The following is a 16,791-nucleotide window of genomic DNA, read 5'->3' on the forward strand; positions in this document are numbered from 1 at the left end:
TCTCCTTAAATTTCCTCATATTTGACATAGTGCCAGATATAAAATGGTATTATTTTCAATATAAAAACGAATATACGAGGAGAGGAAAAATGAATCAACGTGTAGAAGCTGTTGATGCAATTCGTGGTTTCGCTTTGTTTGGCATTTTACTAGTCAATATGACATTAATTCAATTTGGGTTCTTCACCAGTGAAAAACCAACTTATCTATTTGGCGATCTTGATAAAGGTGCTAATTGGTTTATTCAATTTTTCGGCACACATAACTTTATATCCCTATTTTCTTTTCTATTTGGGCTTAGCATTATTTTGTTACAAAAAAGTATTATCGCAAAAGGAAAAAAATTCTTCCCCACATACATAAGACGTATTATCATTCTTTTACTACTCGGCTACATTCACGGCACTTTTGTTTGGGAGGGAGATATTTTATTTGCATACGGAATAATCGGGATTTTTTTAATGATATTCATCAATCGAAAACCGAAAACTTTGCTTATTTGGGCGATTATTCTACTCACACTTATTACACTTATGTCTTATCAAACTGATCCATCTACAAATATAAATGATTTCGCACCTTATACTGAAAAAGAACATAAAGTCCATCAAACTGGAAGCTATATGGATCACGTCAACTTTAGATTGACTGAAAATCCTTTTGATTACATGGGAATTGACGGTGCATTCGGATTATTTTTCATATCAGTTTTCGCAATAATTTTTATGTCTCCACTGTTCCTACTCGGAATGTATGTAGGGAAAAAAGGCTGGCTATTTGAGGTCAGTAAACATATACCTGCTGTCAAAAAAATATGGTTTGCCACCGGTCTCTTCTCTTTTACAATTAAAATCTTAGCTATGTTCATAAAACACCCGGTTTTAATTATGTTACAAGATGGTCTTACACCAGTAACTATGACCTTCTTTTACGGAAGCACAATCATTTTATTATTCCATTACAAAAAAGCAACCCGTCTACTAACATACATGGCGAGCATGGGGAAAATGTCCGTTAGTAATTACTTAGCGCAATCTATTATCGCAACAACCATTTTTTACGCATATGGATTTGGCTTATACGGGAAAATCGGCTATTTCTTCGGTATTCTTTTAACCATCGGAATTTATACAATTCAATTATTCGTTAGCACCTATTGGCTCCAGAAATACCGAATGGGGCCAGTGGAATATGTGTGGAGACTGGGAACTTATTTAGAGAAACCACGTTTTAAAAGAGACTTGGATAAAGCAAGTTAAACAAAAAAAGCAATGAGCCTACGCTCATTGCTTTTCTTAATTTATTAAAGCATAACCCCAACGATAATCGCTGATAATATACTTACTAATGTTGCACCGTATACAAGTTTTAAACCGAATGATGATACAACGTTTGCTTGTTTGCCATCGATACTCTTCGTTGCACCTGCGATAATTCCGATAGATGAGAAGTTCGCAAATGATACAAGGAAGATAGATAAAATACCTACTGTACGAGCTGATAAATCACCAGCTACTTTACCAAGATCAAGCATTGCAACGAATTCATTCGTTACTAATTTTGTTGCCATAATTTGTCCTGCTTGTAACATCTCTGATGTTGGAATACCCATTACGAATGCTAATGGTGAGAAGATATATCCTAAAATGCTTTGGAATGTGATTCCGAAAATTGAATCGAATACACCATTAATTGCTGTAATTAATGCCACGAAACCGATTAACATCGCCGCTACTGTTACAGCGATTGAGAAACCAAGCATAATATATTCGCCTAACATTTCAAAGAATGTTTGTTTCTTGTCTTCTTGTAATTCTAAAATATCGTCTTCTTCTTTTACTTCATATGGATTAATGATATGAACGATAATGAATCCACTGAATAAGTTTAATACAAGTGCTGTTACTACATATTTTGGATCAATCATTTTCATATAAGAACCGACAATTGACATCGATACTGTAGACATTGAAGATGCACAAAGTGTGTATAAACGATTTTTCGGTAATTTGCTTAGTTGATCTTTTACTGTAATGAATACTTCCCCTTGACCAACGATTGCAGCTGCTACCGCATTATATGATTCTAGTTTTCCTAAACCGTTAACTTTACTTAATAGGAAACCGACTGCACGAATGATAATCGGTAAAACTTTAATATGTTGCAGAATCCCGATTAATACTGCTAAGAAAATAATCGGTAATAATACTGTTAAGAAGAATGGTGCTTGTCCATCGTTTGCTAGACCACCAAATACGAAATTAACCCCAGCTTCCGCAAATTTTAAAATAGCGCCAAATCCATCTGCGATCCCTTTTACTAATACAAATCCGACCTTTGTATTTAGTAAGAAATACGCAAGTACCAATTGAATGACAAGCATAAGTGCAATTGGTTTATATTTAATTTTCTTACGATCTGAACTAATAAGGAAACCTAGTACAAACACTACAAGTAAACCGACTAGAAACATTACGAACTTCATATGTGAATCCTCCACTTCTCCCACAAGTTATTGGTCGTATAACGTATAACGAATGACGTCTGACCATTGTTGTTAAAAAAATTTAAAACCCCTAAAACTATTCAACTGTCATCTAAAATCAGTAAGCGTTTACATAAATTGCAATTTATAAAAGGTAGCTTCTTCTCTCCTACCATACTTGAAAGTCTGAAATTGATACCACCTACAAATCAAATTGTAAGCGTTATCTAGACGAAATGCAATATAAATTTTAAAAGATTTTTATATGTTAATATATTCCTAATTAATTGGTTTTTTCATGTAAATTTACCATGAAAATAGCCCTAGCTATGAGCTAGAGCCATCCTTTTTTTATAACATAACACCAACGATAATCGCTGATAGAATACTTACTAATGTCGCACCGTACACAAGGCGTAGACCGAATGATGATACAACATTTGATTGATTTTCATCGATACCTTTTGTTGCACCTGCAATAATTCCGATAGATGAGAAGTTCGCAAATGATACAAGGAATACAGAAAGAATACCAACTGTACGAGCCGATAAATCACCAGCTACTTTTCCAAGATCAAGCATCGCAACAAACTCGTTTGATACTAATTTTGTTGCCATAATTTGTCCCGCTGTTACCATTTCTGCTTGCGGGATACCCATTACGAATGCTAATGGTGAGAAAATATATCCTAAAATAGCTTGGAATGTAATACCGAACATTGTATCAAACAAGCTATTGATTGCTGTAATTAATGCTACGAAACCGAGTAACATAGCTGCTACTGTAATCGCAATCGTGAAACCAAGCATAATGTACTCGCTCAGCATTTCAAAGAATGATTGTTTTTTCTTATTTTCTAATTTCAGTGTATCTTCTTCTTCTGTAATATCGTACGGGTTAATAATATGAATGATAATGAAACCACTAAATAAATTTAATACAAGTGCTGTTACTACATATTTCGGTTCGATCATTTTCATATAAGAACCAACGATTGACATCGACACTGTCGACATAGAAGATGCACATAATGTATATAAACGATGTTTTGGGATTTTACTTAATTGATCTTTTACTGTAATAAATACTTCTGCTTGTCCAACAATGGCAGCTGCTACTGCGTTATATGATTCTAGTTTTCCTAGACCATTTACTTTACTTAACAACGTACCAATAGCACGAATAAATATCGGTAAAATTTTAAAGTGTTGCAGAATTCCGATTAAAACCGCAAAGAATACGATTGGTAATAACGCTGTTAAGAAGAATGAAACCTCTCCTTTATTAACAAGACCACCAAATACGAAAACGATTCCAGCTTCCGCATATCCAAGAAGTGCGCCAAATCCATCTGAAATTCCTTTTACTAAAATATAACCAACTTGCGTATTTAATAAGAAATAAGATAATGCTAGCTGAATAATAAGCATAATTGCGATTGGTTTATACTTAATCTTCTTTCGATCGGCACTTATAAGAAAACCGAGTACAAATACAACGAGTAATCCTACAAGGAACATAACAAACTTCATTAATAAAATCCTCCATTTAACTCTTCATTAACGTTGAACGTCTGACCATTCAAAACAAGAAATAATCCGAACTTTCCATTTCTCCTCCAAAATCTTCAATCGGATAGGAAAGATCATAAAACCTCTTATTTCAAAGGCATTTTCCATTCTAACACAAATCACAAATCATATCCGCACTTTTCTTTAAAAAATTACATTTTATTATAAAACGTCTATGAATGTTCGTCTTTTACTATCTGCAAATAGTTGAATAAAACAAAAAAGAGCATCAAGTTTCACTTGATGCCCTTTTCATTATACCGCTTTTTCTTTATCAGCTACCGCTGACTCACCCCAACACTCTGTATTGTTCAAACCTGGAATAGACTCCGCATAAAAGACTGGATCTTTCCCTTGTTTCTTTTGCTTAATATAATCTGATAACGCTGCGAAAGCATACTTAGAAAGGAATACAATTGCTACTAAGTTAATAACAGCCATAATTCCCATAAATAAATCTGCTAAATCCCAAACGATTTGAATTGTCGCTACAGATCCTAGCATAACCATACCAAGTACAGCAATGCGGTATGCATTTAATAGCACTTTACTTCCATTTAAGAATTCAATATTTGTTTCACCATAGTAGTAGTTACCTACTAATGAACTGAACGCAAACAAGAAGATTGCCACTGCTACAAATATAGAAGCCCATGGACCGATATGTTGACTTAACGCCTGCTGCGTTAATTGAATTCCGTTTAAATCAGCTGCATTATGCACATCTGATAAAAGAATAATAAATGCTGTACAACTACAAATTAATAATGTATCAGTAAATACCCCTAAAGTTTGAATGAAACCTTGTTTAACTGGGTGCGTTACGTTTGCAGTCGCTGCTGCGTTCGGCGCACTACCCATACCTGCTTCATTTGAGAATAACCCACGTTTTACCCCTAATAAAATCGCAGCTCCTAATCCTCCGCCTACTACTTCTTTAATTCCGAAAGCATGTAAGAAAATTTCTTTAAATACATATGGAATTGCCGTAATGTTTGTTACAACAACGAATAATGCCACTGCTACATAAATAATTGCCATTACTGGAACAATCATTTCAACCGCGCGAGCAATTCGTTTTACTCCACCGAAAATAATAACTGCAAGTAAACCAGCCATAACAAGACCTACTAATCTACTATCTGTTTTGAACGCCCCATCAAAGGCAGCCGCTACAGTATTAGACTGTACAGCGTTAAAAATCAATCCGAAACTTACTGTTATTAGAACAGAGAACACAACACCTAACCAGCGTTTCTTTAAACCCTTTTCCATATAATACGCTGGGCCCCCACGGAATGCATTCCCATCTTTTACTTTATAAATTTGCGCTAATGTGCTCTCTACAAATGCAGAAGCACCCCCAATTACCGCGATTAACCACATCCAAAATACTGCTCCTGGACCACCTGCTGAGATCGCAATAGCTACACCAGCTAAGTTACCAGTACCTACACGAGAAGCTGTACTCATGCAAAACGCTTGGAATGATGATACGCCGCTCTTCTCTTTTTGCGCTTTCCTCGTTTTCGAGCTTGCCCCATCCCCAAGCAAACGAATCATTTCACCGAAGTAACGAACTTGGACAAATTTCACACGAAATGAAAAATAGAGCCCTAACCCAATTAACATCGCAATAATGATATATGACCAAAGGATATTATTTATATCCCCAATTACCTTAGCTAAAAAATCCATAATTGCATTGCCCCCTCTTCCTAACAATAAGAAAATTATATTCTAAAAACTTTTAGTAATCAAGAACTTTATGTTAGGCTTTATAACATGAGTACGTTAACTCTTTTAACATACGTGTTTTTTCACATGAAAATATAGCCATTACATGCATTTATCCAATACTTAATAACTTATCCTATTCGACCAACCATACTTTTAAAACAGTACGTTCCCCACAAATAACGAGAGAAACAAACAAAAAAGTTATATTAATAATTACCCCTCACCCTTTTCATCATTTACTACAACAAAAAAGGCGAGCATCGAATTTACCTCGATGCTCGCCTTTTCAATTACACTGCTTTTTCTTTATCTGTTACCACTGGCTTATCCCAGCACTCTGTATTCGTTAAACCAGGAATAGAATCTGCACTGAAGACTGGATCTTTCCCTTGTTTCTTTTGTCTTACATAGTCTGTTAATGCCGCGTACGCAAATCGGCCAAGAAGTGTAATCGCAATTAAGTTCGTGATTACCATTAGACCCATAAATAAGTCTGCCATATTCCATACAACTTGAAGCGTCGCAACAGAACCGAATAATACCATTCCAACTACCGCAATACGGTAAATTGTTAACCACGTTTTGCTTTGCTTAATAAATTCAATATTTGTTTCACCATAATAGTAGTTTCCTAAAAGAGAACTAAATGCAAATAAGAAAATAATAATCGCTAAGAAGCTACTTGCCCATGGGCCGATTTGTGAGCTTAATGCATTTTGCGTTAATTCAATACCTTCTAAATTTGTTGCTTTATATGCACCAGAACATAGTACGATAAATGCTGTTGATGTACATACTAAGAATGTATCTACTAAAACGCCGATCGTTTGAATAAAACCTTGTTTTGCTGGATGCGTTACATCAGCTGTTGCTGCCGCGTTCGGCGCACTACCCATACCTGCTTCGTTCGCAAATAATCCGCGCTGAATACCATATTTCATCGCAGCACCGATACCGCCACCTACAGCTGAATCTAAACCGAATGCACCTTTAAAGATTTCCGTAAACACATCTGGTATTAAATAGAAGTTTTTAATGACAACAAAAATAGCTACCGCAATATAAACAAGCGCCATTGGCGGAACAATCATTTCCGACATACGTGCAATACTTTTTACACCACCAAAAATAATAACCGCAACTAATGCAGCTAATACAATACCAACAATATAACGCTCTAAACCAAATGCATTTTCAAACGCTAATGTTACTGTATTCGCTTGTACTGAGTTAAAAATTAAACCGTAACTAACTGTAATAAGGATAGAAAACCAAATTCCCATCCAACGTTTATTTAAACCTTTTTCCATATAATAAGCAGGACCACCACGGAAGCCACTGCCATCTTTTACTTTATAAATTTGGGCAAGCGTACTTTCTACGAAACTTGAAGAAGCCCCGATAATCGCAATAACCCACATCCAAAATACAGCTCCAGGTCCTCCCATAGATATAGCTAATGCTACACCAGCTAAGTTACCGATACCAATACGAGCTGCTGAACTCATACAAAACGCTTGGAAAGAAGATACACTACCTTTTTTACGCGTCTTTCCAGTTAATCCATCACTCATTAGTCGAACCATTTCCCCTAAATGAGTAATTTGTACGAATTTCAATTTAATAGAAAAATAAAGACCTAAACCAATTAACATCGCAATAAGAATATATGACCAAAGAATTGTATTTGTTGATGAAATAAATTGCTCTAAAATATTCATACAATTAACCCCTCCTTTTCTCCATAAAACGAATTATATTTAAAAAACATTCAAAAATCAACATTTTTCGACAATTTGCAATTTCCAAATATTAGCCAGGTTCACAGTAACAATGTCCTTATGACTGACTACCCTCCCTCTAACTGTGCATACTAAAACAAAAAATAAATTCACAAACAACCCTATTGACAAAAATACCAACCTGTAACTATAATGATTACAACAGGTTGTAACAAACCTAATTACAACAAATTCATTTACTTTCAGATATACACTTTAACAAAACACTTTGGAGGGATTTATTATGAAAATCGGAATTATCGGAGCAACTGGTAAAGCAGGAAGTCGTATTTTAAAAGAAGCATTGGATCGCGGACATGAAGTAACTGCAATCGTAAGAAACGCTGCAAAAATTACAGAAGAAAACGTAAAAGTTTTAGAAAAAGACGTATTTTCTCTTACATCTAACGACTTGCAAGCATTCGATGTAGTTGTAAATGCATTCGGTGCTCCAACAGGACAAGAACACCTTCACGTAGATGCAGGAAACGTACTAATTGAAGCGATGAAAGGTGCACCTAACACAAAATTACTTGTAGTTGGTGGCGCTGGAAGCTTATTTGTAGACGAAGAGAAAACAACACGTGTATTTGAGACACCAGGTTTCCCAGGCGAATACCTTGCAACAGCTCAAAACCAAGGTAAAAACTTAGAAATCTTACAACAAACAAATGATATCACTTGGACATTCATCAGCCCTTCTGCACTATTCGCATTAGGAAAACGCACTGGTTCTTATACAGCTGGTAAAGACAACCTGCTTGTAAACTCAAAAGGTGATAGCTACGTAAGTTATGAAGACTTCGCAGTTGCAGCACTTGATGAAATTGAAAATCCAAAACACGTAAACGAACGCTTCACAGTAGTATCTGAAGCTGAATAATAAAAAAATCTCGTAAAACATTATGTTTTACGAGATTTTTTTATTGTTACACTTGTTCTAAACCATTTGGAGTAATCTTAAAGGAAATTTCTTGCCCCTTCATCGCATCCTCTTTTTTAACTAACTCATTCTTTTTGTACCAATTCAAACGACTCGGTTCCGCATGGTATACTTTCAGCACATCTCCATACTCAAATGCCGTTCCATTTACTTGCCCAGCAAAATTCTTTGAAGTCTCTTGTCCTTCTGCCGTTACATGCTTTTTCTTATTTCCATTTTGATCATAAATCGTAAGGCCTATATACTGCTCATTTACAAAACGATAATGAATCTCCTCATTTGTAAATGTTGCATGTAATTTCTTTTCAGCGTGGTTTAACGTAACAATTGAACGTGTAACATCGGACACACCTTGATAGACTAGACTATCCCCATATGTCACTTCTACAGGAACTTCCGTCACCTTCTTATTTCCAAATCGATCTTTCGTTTCTACTTTCACTTTTTGCTGACCAATTTTTGTCGTATCTATTTCCCCTACAAAACCTACTACTTCTCCACCCTGTACTTCAACAAAGTTCTTCGCGTCTAGCGTTTCGCTATTTGTTCCGATTACTACTTGCTGCGGATTTGCTTTTACTGTTTGCTCACCGTCTAATCTTTCAAATCCATTTTCAGTTATTTTGAAGACTAATTCCTTTATCTCTTTACTTTTTCCTTCGCCCACATATACATCTTTTTGATACCAATGTAAACGAGAAGATTCCGCATGATATACTTTCACTACATCTCCATACTCAAATGCAATTCCATTTACTTCCTTAGCAAATTCTTGCGTATTCTCTAAACCTTTTACTGCTATATTTTTCTTCACTCTTCCTTCTTTATCGTACAATGTGAATTCAAAATACTTTTCATCTTTAAAGTAATCATGAATTAGGTTCTTTGTATCTGTCGCACTCAGTTTTTTCGTATCATGATGCAAAGTTACAATTGATTTCAAGTCACCATCTCTATAGCTCAGCCCATATACAAGTAGGCTATCTCCATATGTTACTGTTAGAGGAACTTCTGTCACTTTCTTATTTCCAAATCGATCTTTCGTTTCTACTTTTACTTTTTGTTCACCGATTTTTGTTGTATTTGGTTTTTCTACAAATCCAACTACTTCTCCATCTTTTACTTCAACAAAGTTTTTTGCATTTATTTTCTCTACATCTGTTCCGATTACTACCTTCAGTGGTACTGCCTTTACCTCTTGTAAAGTTTCCATTCTTTCAAAGCCTTTTTCAGTTACCTTGAAGAATAATTCTTTTTCTACTTTCGCCTTACCTTGGCCAGCAAGGCTATTATTTTGATACCATTTCAAGCGGTCCGGTTCTGCATGGAATACTTTTACTACATCACCATATTCAAACTGCATTCCACTCACTTGCTCCGCAAATTTCTTTGAAGTTTCTTGTCCTTCCGCTGTTACACGCTTTTTTGTGTTCCCATTTTGATCATATAGCGTAATCCCCATATACTCTTCATTTACATAACGATAATGAACAGGATTACCTGTAAACGTTGCGTGCAGTTCCTTTTTATCATGTTGCAATGTTACAACCGAACGTATTGCATTATCATTAGCATGAAATACTAAACTATCTCCATAAATTACTTCAAGCGGCACTTCTGTTATCTTCTTATTTCCAAAAGCATCCTTCGTCTCTATTTTTACTTTTTGTTCTCCAATTTTTGATGTATTTGGTTTTTCTACAAAACCAACCACTTCTCCATCTTTTACTTGTACGAATTCTTTCGGATCTAGTTTGTCTACATCCATTCCGACTACTACTTTTTGCAGTTTCGCCGTCACTTCTTGTAAACTATCTTTTAATTCGAACCCTTGCTCAGTTATTTGGAATAATTTCTCTTTTTTATTTTTAACTTTTCCTTGATCTACAAGTTCGTTATTTTTAAACCACTTCAAACGGCTTGGTTCTGCGTGGAATACTTTTATTACATCACCATATTCAAAATCCAATTCATTTAGTTCCATCGCAAATCTTTTTCCCGTTTCTTGTCCTTCTGCTGATACACGTTTCTTTTCAATCCCATTTCGATCATATAGCGTTAAGCCCATATATTCTTCTTTTTCAAAACGGTAATGTATTTCATTATTAGTAAAGTTTACATTTAATTTCTTCTTATTGTGGTGAAGTGTCACTGTCGACATTACATCATCTGAAAGTCCTTGAAAAACTATACTGTCATCATAAAATCCGTTAACTTGGACAGGAATTGAATTTTTATTTCCTTTCTCATCCCCAATTTCTACTAACACTTCCTGTTTCCCATTCTCTAATTTAGGCCATACAATCTTTCCTGTTACTTTTACATTCTCACCTAAATTTCGAACAAGCTTACTTGCTTCATTCTCGTCAGAATCTGTACCAACTAAAAGATTTTGTACTTCATTAGCAGGTTCACCATACGGAACCTTATACAGTTCAACTTGCTTCTCACGAATATCATTACTATCTGTAGCTTTCCAGATTTCCTTTTCTAATTTAGGTAACTTTGATTTTTCTATTTTCTCTCTAATATCATCATTTGGTGTTAATCCCCACTCCTCAAAGAAAGGAATTAAATTTTGCCCTGCCACTTTTGATGTCATATAAATAAATAGCTGCTTTTTCTCTTCATCAGAATGAGGCATTTCACTCTGAGGTAACAAACGATAAGCTTGATGTAACCTAGGATAAAAATGTTCTCCATACACTACATTTAATTGCCAAAACATTGTAAGAGGATTAATGTCATCAATGAATCTTTCTGCTTTAGGCTTCTCTAAATACTCAAATGAGTTTTTATAGTGCTCATCCATTTCTAATTGATTCCCTAACGCCTTTTGAACAGCTAATGAGTAAATATTTACTGTTACTTCCCTTACTTTAGACCACTTCCACGGTTCTTGCTGATGTAAATGACCAACTTCATGCCACGGTCCCCATCCATCCTTCTCAAGTACCTCTATATCTAAAACTCTATTCATTGCAGTTGGAATATATCCTGTATGATAATGTTTCGCAAACATAAAGTCCCCTTTAGCAGGCTTCCGTTTTTCAACAAACTGAACATAATGAGTTGGAGATTTTGCAACCCCAACACTGTCCTCAGATAATCCTGCCACTGCGTTTTCTAAACGGATAATCTTATCATGCAATTTCATTAAATCTGTTGGATCCGTATTCTTCATATATTTCTGCACAGAATCGTAAGTAGTAGTAATTAAGCTTCTCTCACCTTTTAATTCAACTGCATAAGGATCCTTATATTTTTTTAACATTTCATCCCAATCTTTTTTCGTATGCTTACCTAAAATAAATAAAGGAAAGTGACTACCACCATTTGTAACGGAAGCTGTTACTTCTCCTTCGTTATTCATATTATAAAAATATAAAATACCGCCTCTTGAAGATGAAATAACATTTTTTCCTGGTTTTAAATCAAACTCCTCTGGGTCCTTTTCATCATAAGATCTCGTTCCAATAAAAGCTTGGATAGACCGCGTTCCTTTTATGTCAATTGTAATCTCTTCATTTGGCTCTGCATAAATTCCAGTCGGTTCATTAGCGGAAAGTTTCCAAGTAACTCTTAAACGATTATTTTCTTCTTCTACGCTACCTTTCCCCGGCAACTGGAATACTCTCTGCTCAAATTTATTCTCTTCCAACTGCCCGCCCTTATTCTCTTCCAAAGGCGCCGCATATCCTTTTGATGCTTCGAAAGCTACTGGTGATAATAATGTAGATATACATATACCTGCTACTAATACCCTACTCTTTTTCTTCTTTGACATAATCTGTGTCCCCTGTCCTTTTTTTTAGACAAACCATCCTATATATTCGTTTAATGAAAAATCCTATTATCTTTATAAAAACATTCAACGAATAGACTAACACCTCGCGCACCTGTATCTATTACTACCGCATTTCCCTCCATGTATTCGCTTTCTTACATTGTACAATTTTTATGTAATATCCCCTCCTCACTTCTCTCTATTTGTGATGAGTTCTCTTGCTACATAAAAAAGAGAATAGTAAAAGATATTTTTCAGTATTGTCATCTATACATCTAAAAATGTGAACAACAATATATTTTTACATTTTCTTCATATATGACCATCTATAGGTAGTTTTTCCAACTGAATTGTACACGCTTTACACTTTGTTTGATAGCCTCTCTAATTAGAATAATGTTACAATTTCGTGAATAAAATCCATTTATTGTAACGTTTAGATTTCTCCATATTTTATTATTTTTAAATACTTCTTCAAACGTTAAAATAGTGTTTCACTCGATTAATTATTATCTTGATATATCTTTAAAGGATTCATATGAAAAAGCATTGGCATATACCAATGCTTTTTCATTATCTCTTTTGATTCGGTTTATGCGGTTCATTTGGAGTATATGGCTTATTTGGTTTATTTGGAGCCTCAGCCTTTTTCCAACTTACCGCTAACTCTGGACTTGTTTTTTCTTCACTACGCTCAAGTAATACTACTGCATTTTGAATAGTCGGTGTACCTTTATGCGCAATCCCTTGTAATTTCGTTAAATTTCCTGATACTTTAAAGCTAAATCCACCAGCTGGTGTTTGTTTCGGAATTAAAATGCGGAACTTTTCTCCTACATTAAATTCTGTTTTTGTTTCGCCTTTTTCATTTGCAAATTTCACGCCCGCTGGTGCACCTGTTGCTTGCACTTTATACGTTCCGCTTTTTGCATTTGTTTCTACTGTATATAAGCCTGTTTCAAAGAAATCATTTTTTAAGACTGCTTCTTGTTCTTCTGTAGGAGTTACACTCATCGTAATTTCTTGTAGCTCTTCGCTAGCGTTTGCTTTTGCAACGATATCTTTTGTTACTTTCTCTACATTTTTATTTCGGAAATCTAAATCATTAACATCAATTTGTTTTAACGCATTCCATACTGCAAGCTGCGTTGCGTAATGCGCCTCTCTCCAATCAGATACTCCTAATTCTTGTGGGCTCTTTTGTGGATATCCATTCAACAGTACACGGTACACATTAATATCCACTTTACCCATTTCTGGTAAATCTTGACCACTCGGAGATTTTAAATCTACATTTAAGCAAAATGCAATTTTTCCATCTGCCGTTTTAATAAGTTCTGTTCGAATTGGTTTCTTCTTTGACTTACTATAACTCCAATTCATTTCATACTTTGTATGATCCATAACTTCTGCGAATGCTTTTTGAAGTGGGAATAATACAAATAAGACACTTAAAAACATAGCTAAAAGTTTGAACGATTGCTTTATATTCATGTTTACAGCCCCTTAATAACAAACTTAATACTAAGTAGTATTTATTTAGAAACTATTTTTATGCACAAAAAAAGAGTGCTTTTAAGCACTCTTTTTTCTTACCTTAATCTTAGAAATCGAAGTTATCAGGATCTGGACCAACGCGATGATTTTGATTTAACGCATCGATTTTTTCCATATCTTCTTTCGTTAATTCAAAGTTAAATACATCAGCGTTTGCAATAATACGGTGTTCTTTCGTTGATTTTGGAATTGTGATTACTCCATTTTGAAGATCCCAACGTAAAATAACTTGCGCTGTTGTTTTACCGTGTTTCTCAGCAATCTCTTGTAATGTTTCGTTATCTAATAATTGACCTTGCATTAGTGGTGACCATGCTTCCATTTGAATACCTTGTTCTTTACAGAAAGCTTGTAGTTCTTTTTGTGTTAAACGAGGGTGGTATTCTACTTGGTTAATCATTGGTTTAATTTCTGCATCTTTCATTACATCTTGTAAGTGATGGATTTGGAAGTTACTTACACCAATTGCACGTACGCGCTTTTCTTTATAAAGTGTTTCTAGCGCTCTCCATGTATCTTTATATTTTCCTTCTGAAGGCCAGTGAACAAGATATAAATCTAAATAATCTAGTCCTAATTTTTTTAGACTCTCTTCGTATGCAGCGATTGTTGTTTCATATCCTTGATCTGCGTTCCATACTTTTGAAGTAATAAATAATTCTTCTCTTGCAATACCAGTCGCTTCAATACCTGCACGAATTCCTTCACCTACAGCTTTTTCATTTCCGTAAATTGCAGCTGTATCGATGCTGCGGTATCCTGCTTTAATTGCTGATTTAATTGCTTCTACAAGTTCTGGTCCTTCTTCTACTTTAAATACACCTAAACCGAACCAAGGCATTTCTACACCGTTATTTAATACTGCTTTACTTTGTAAGTTTTTCATTTTATTTTCTCTCCTTTTATTTTACTTGATCTCTTTTTTCTAATGTCATGCTCCACGCTGTTAAAATAACAGCGGCTACTACCATAAGGCCACCTACCCAAGCAGTATGGATTAATCCTAATGAATTCGTTACAAGGCCACCTATATAAGAACCTAAAGCGATCCCTCCGTTAAATGCGGCAATATTAATTGCTGAAGCAACATCAACCGCACTCGGAACAAAGCGCTCTGCCAATATAACTACATATACTTGTAGCCCCGGAACATTCATAAATGCGAATAGTCCCATGAAAATAATTGTGATTAATCCAGCTACTTTAAATGGCGCTGTAAATGTTAAAACAAATAATATAATCGCTTGAATCAAGAACATGTAAAATAGCGCTCGAATCGGATTATGATTCGATAATTTTCCGCCGACCATATTCCCTATCGCAATTGCGATTCCATACACTAATAAAATGATAGTAACAGTACTTGCTTCAAATCCTGTTACTTCTTGTAATAACGGAGATAAATACGTAAATGTTACGAATGTACCGCCGTATCCAAGTGCAGTAATAATGAAAACAAGTAATAGTCTTCCATTTTTAATTAATTTAAATTGATCACGAAACGATACAGGTACACCATTTTTTAAATTAGATGGGACGAGTATACTGTTTGCGATGAAAGCAATAATTCCAATTACAACAATCGCCATAAATGACGCTCTCCAGCCAAATTGTTGACCGATAAATGTTCCAATTGGCACACCAGTAATAGTCGCAACTGTTAATCCAGTGAACATAATCGCAATTGCGCTAGCACGTTTATTCTCTGGTACGATTGCAGCTGCAATTGTAGATCCAATTGACATAAATACACCATGTGCAAACGCAGATACAATTCTTGCGATAATTAATACAGTGAAGCTTGTTGCTACCGCCGCAATGCCATTACCAATAATGAAAATAACCATAATCCACATTAATAATGTCTTTCGCGACATACTAGCCGTTAACGCTGTTAAAACAGGAGCTCCTACCGCTGCTCCTAACGCATATAAGGAAACCGTTAAACCGGCTGTTGTAACCGACACATGTAAATCTTTTGAAATAGATGGTAGTAAACCGACACTAATAAACTCGGTCGTACCAATCCCAAACGCACTAATTGCTAGCGCTAATAAAGCAAACATACTTCTTCGGCTCGTCTGAGCTTCCGAAGATGGTACTGTATATGAACTCAATTGAATTCCTCCTTATTACAAGAAATCCAATCATAATAGTATGATAAAAAGGCCCTTTTATCTTCTAAAAAATATATTTCATACTTACAAATGCTATTATGAATGGTTTCATTCCTTTTTTGAAGAACGCACTTTAAAGTACGATAGGCACTAAAAAGTAACATAGTCACTTTTTGGTACCGTACTACTCATTTGCCTCTTACATGTGCTATTATGAAACATATTTAACATAATAAAAAGTACGTACTTTAAAGTGCTATAGGTACTAAAAAGTAACATTTGTATGATTTAACTTATTTTACTCACAAAGGGAGGATTTCATATGAAGAAATACAATATTCCTGTAGAGGCGACTTTAGAAGTTATCGGCGGAAAATGGAAGGTTGTTATCCTTTGTCACTTAACGAAAGGTACAAAGAGAACGAGTGAACTAAAACGTTCCATGCCTGGTATTACACAAAAAATGTTAACACAGCAATTACGTGAATTAGAAGACGACGGCGTTATTCAAAGAAAAGTATACAATCAAGTCCCGCCAAAAGTAGAATATTCTCTTACCGATTACGGTTGGTCTTTAGAATCCATTCTTGATTCTCTTTGTTCTTGGGGCGAATGCCATCTTGAAAAAGAAGGTAACACATCGATGCTAATTGCGGAAGGTGAATAATAGGAAAAAGGAAAAAACGAACATGAATTTGTTCGTTTCTTCCTTTTTTTCTATATATATATGTACATTTCTAACTGGAACAAAATATTTTATACGCTTTCATACCTTGTCAGCACTACGTTATACACTCAATATCAAATAA

General features: G+C 35.0%; 11 protein-coding genes. 3 read left to right on the top strand and 8 right to left on the bottom strand.

Going from position 1 to position 16,791, the window contains the following annotated elements:
* Positions 1-89: 89 nt before the first annotated feature.
* Positions 90-1,259: a DUF418 domain-containing protein gene (locus tag GD442_RS24815; RefSeq protein ID WP_086407879.1), complete on the top strand. Its 1,170-nt coding sequence runs from the start codon at positions 90-92 to the stop codon at positions 1,257-1,259.
* A 44-nt stretch (positions 1,260-1,303) separates the two neighbouring features.
* Here the strand turns inward: GD442_RS24815 and GD442_RS24820 are convergent, their stop codons facing one another.
* From GD442_RS24820 to GD442_RS24835, 4 genes are all read right to left on the bottom strand, one after another.
* Positions 1,304-2,485 (bottom strand): NupC/NupG family nucleoside CNT transporter, encoded by a 1,182-nt coding sequence (locus GD442_RS24820; RefSeq protein ID WP_000673874.1) that lies wholly within the window; start codon positions 2,483-2,485, stop codon positions 1,304-1,306.
* A gap of 351 nt (positions 2,486-2,836) precedes the next feature.
* Positions 2,837-4,018, bottom strand: a complete 1,182-nt coding sequence (locus GD442_RS24825; protein ID WP_000673841.1) for a NupC/NupG family nucleoside CNT transporter — start codon at positions 4,016-4,018, stop codon at positions 2,837-2,839.
* Positions 4,019-4,312: 294 nt separating this feature from the next.
* Positions 4,313-5,755: an alanine/glycine:cation symporter family protein gene (locus GD442_RS24830; RefSeq protein WP_000346373.1), complete on the bottom strand. Its 1,443-nt coding sequence runs from the start codon at positions 5,753-5,755 to the stop codon at positions 4,313-4,315.
* A 332-nt stretch (positions 5,756-6,087) separates the two neighbouring features.
* Positions 6,088-7,518, bottom strand: a complete 1,431-nt coding sequence (locus tag GD442_RS24835; RefSeq protein ID WP_001022930.1) for an alanine/glycine:cation symporter family protein — start codon at positions 7,516-7,518, stop codon at positions 6,088-6,090.
* A gap of 304 nt (positions 7,519-7,822) precedes the next feature.
* Here GD442_RS24835 and GD442_RS24840 point away from each other — a divergent pair, with 304 nt between their 5' ends.
* Positions 7,823-8,461 (top strand): NAD(P)-dependent oxidoreductase, encoded by a 639-nt coding sequence (locus tag GD442_RS24840; RefSeq protein WP_033696583.1) that lies wholly within the window; start codon positions 7,823-7,825, stop codon positions 8,459-8,461.
* Positions 8,462-8,507: 46 nt separating this feature from the next.
* Here GD442_RS24840 and GD442_RS24845 read toward each other — a convergent pair whose 3' ends face one another.
* The 4 genes from GD442_RS24845 to GD442_RS24860 form a co-directional block, all read right to left on the bottom strand.
* Positions 8,508-12,308, bottom strand: a complete 3,801-nt coding sequence (locus tag GD442_RS24845) for a putative mucin/carbohydrate-binding domain-containing protein (protein WP_159365223.1) — start codon at positions 12,306-12,308, stop codon at positions 8,508-8,510.
* Between the two features lie 573 nt (positions 12,309-12,881).
* On the bottom strand, positions 12,882-13,802 hold the full coding sequence (locus GD442_RS24850; protein WP_001022532.1) for a thioester domain-containing protein: 921 nt from the start codon (positions 13,800-13,802) through the stop codon (positions 12,882-12,884).
* Positions 13,803-13,911: 109 nt separating this feature from the next.
* The gene (locus GD442_RS24855) at positions 13,912-14,751 is read right to left on the bottom strand and encodes an aldo/keto reductase (RefSeq protein ID WP_000793526.1); all 840 of its coding nucleotides are present in this window, start codon (positions 14,749-14,751) and stop codon (positions 13,912-13,914) included.
* 16 nt (positions 14,752-14,767) lie between these two features.
* Positions 14,768-15,931: an MFS transporter gene (locus GD442_RS24860; RefSeq protein WP_165362283.1), complete on the bottom strand. Its 1,164-nt coding sequence runs from the start codon at positions 15,929-15,931 to the stop codon at positions 14,768-14,770.
* A gap of 373 nt (positions 15,932-16,304) precedes the next feature.
* Between GD442_RS24860 and GD442_RS24865 the strand changes: the two genes are divergently transcribed.
* Positions 16,305-16,649 (top strand): winged helix-turn-helix transcriptional regulator, encoded by a 345-nt coding sequence (locus GD442_RS24865; RefSeq protein ID WP_000760481.1) that lies wholly within the window; start codon positions 16,305-16,307, stop codon positions 16,647-16,649.
* Positions 16,650-16,791: the final 142 nt, after the last annotated feature.

This window comes from Bacillus sp. A260 (assembly GCF_009861435.1).
GTDB lineage: Bacteria > Bacillota > Bacilli > Bacillales > Bacillaceae_G > Bacillus_A > Bacillus_A cereus.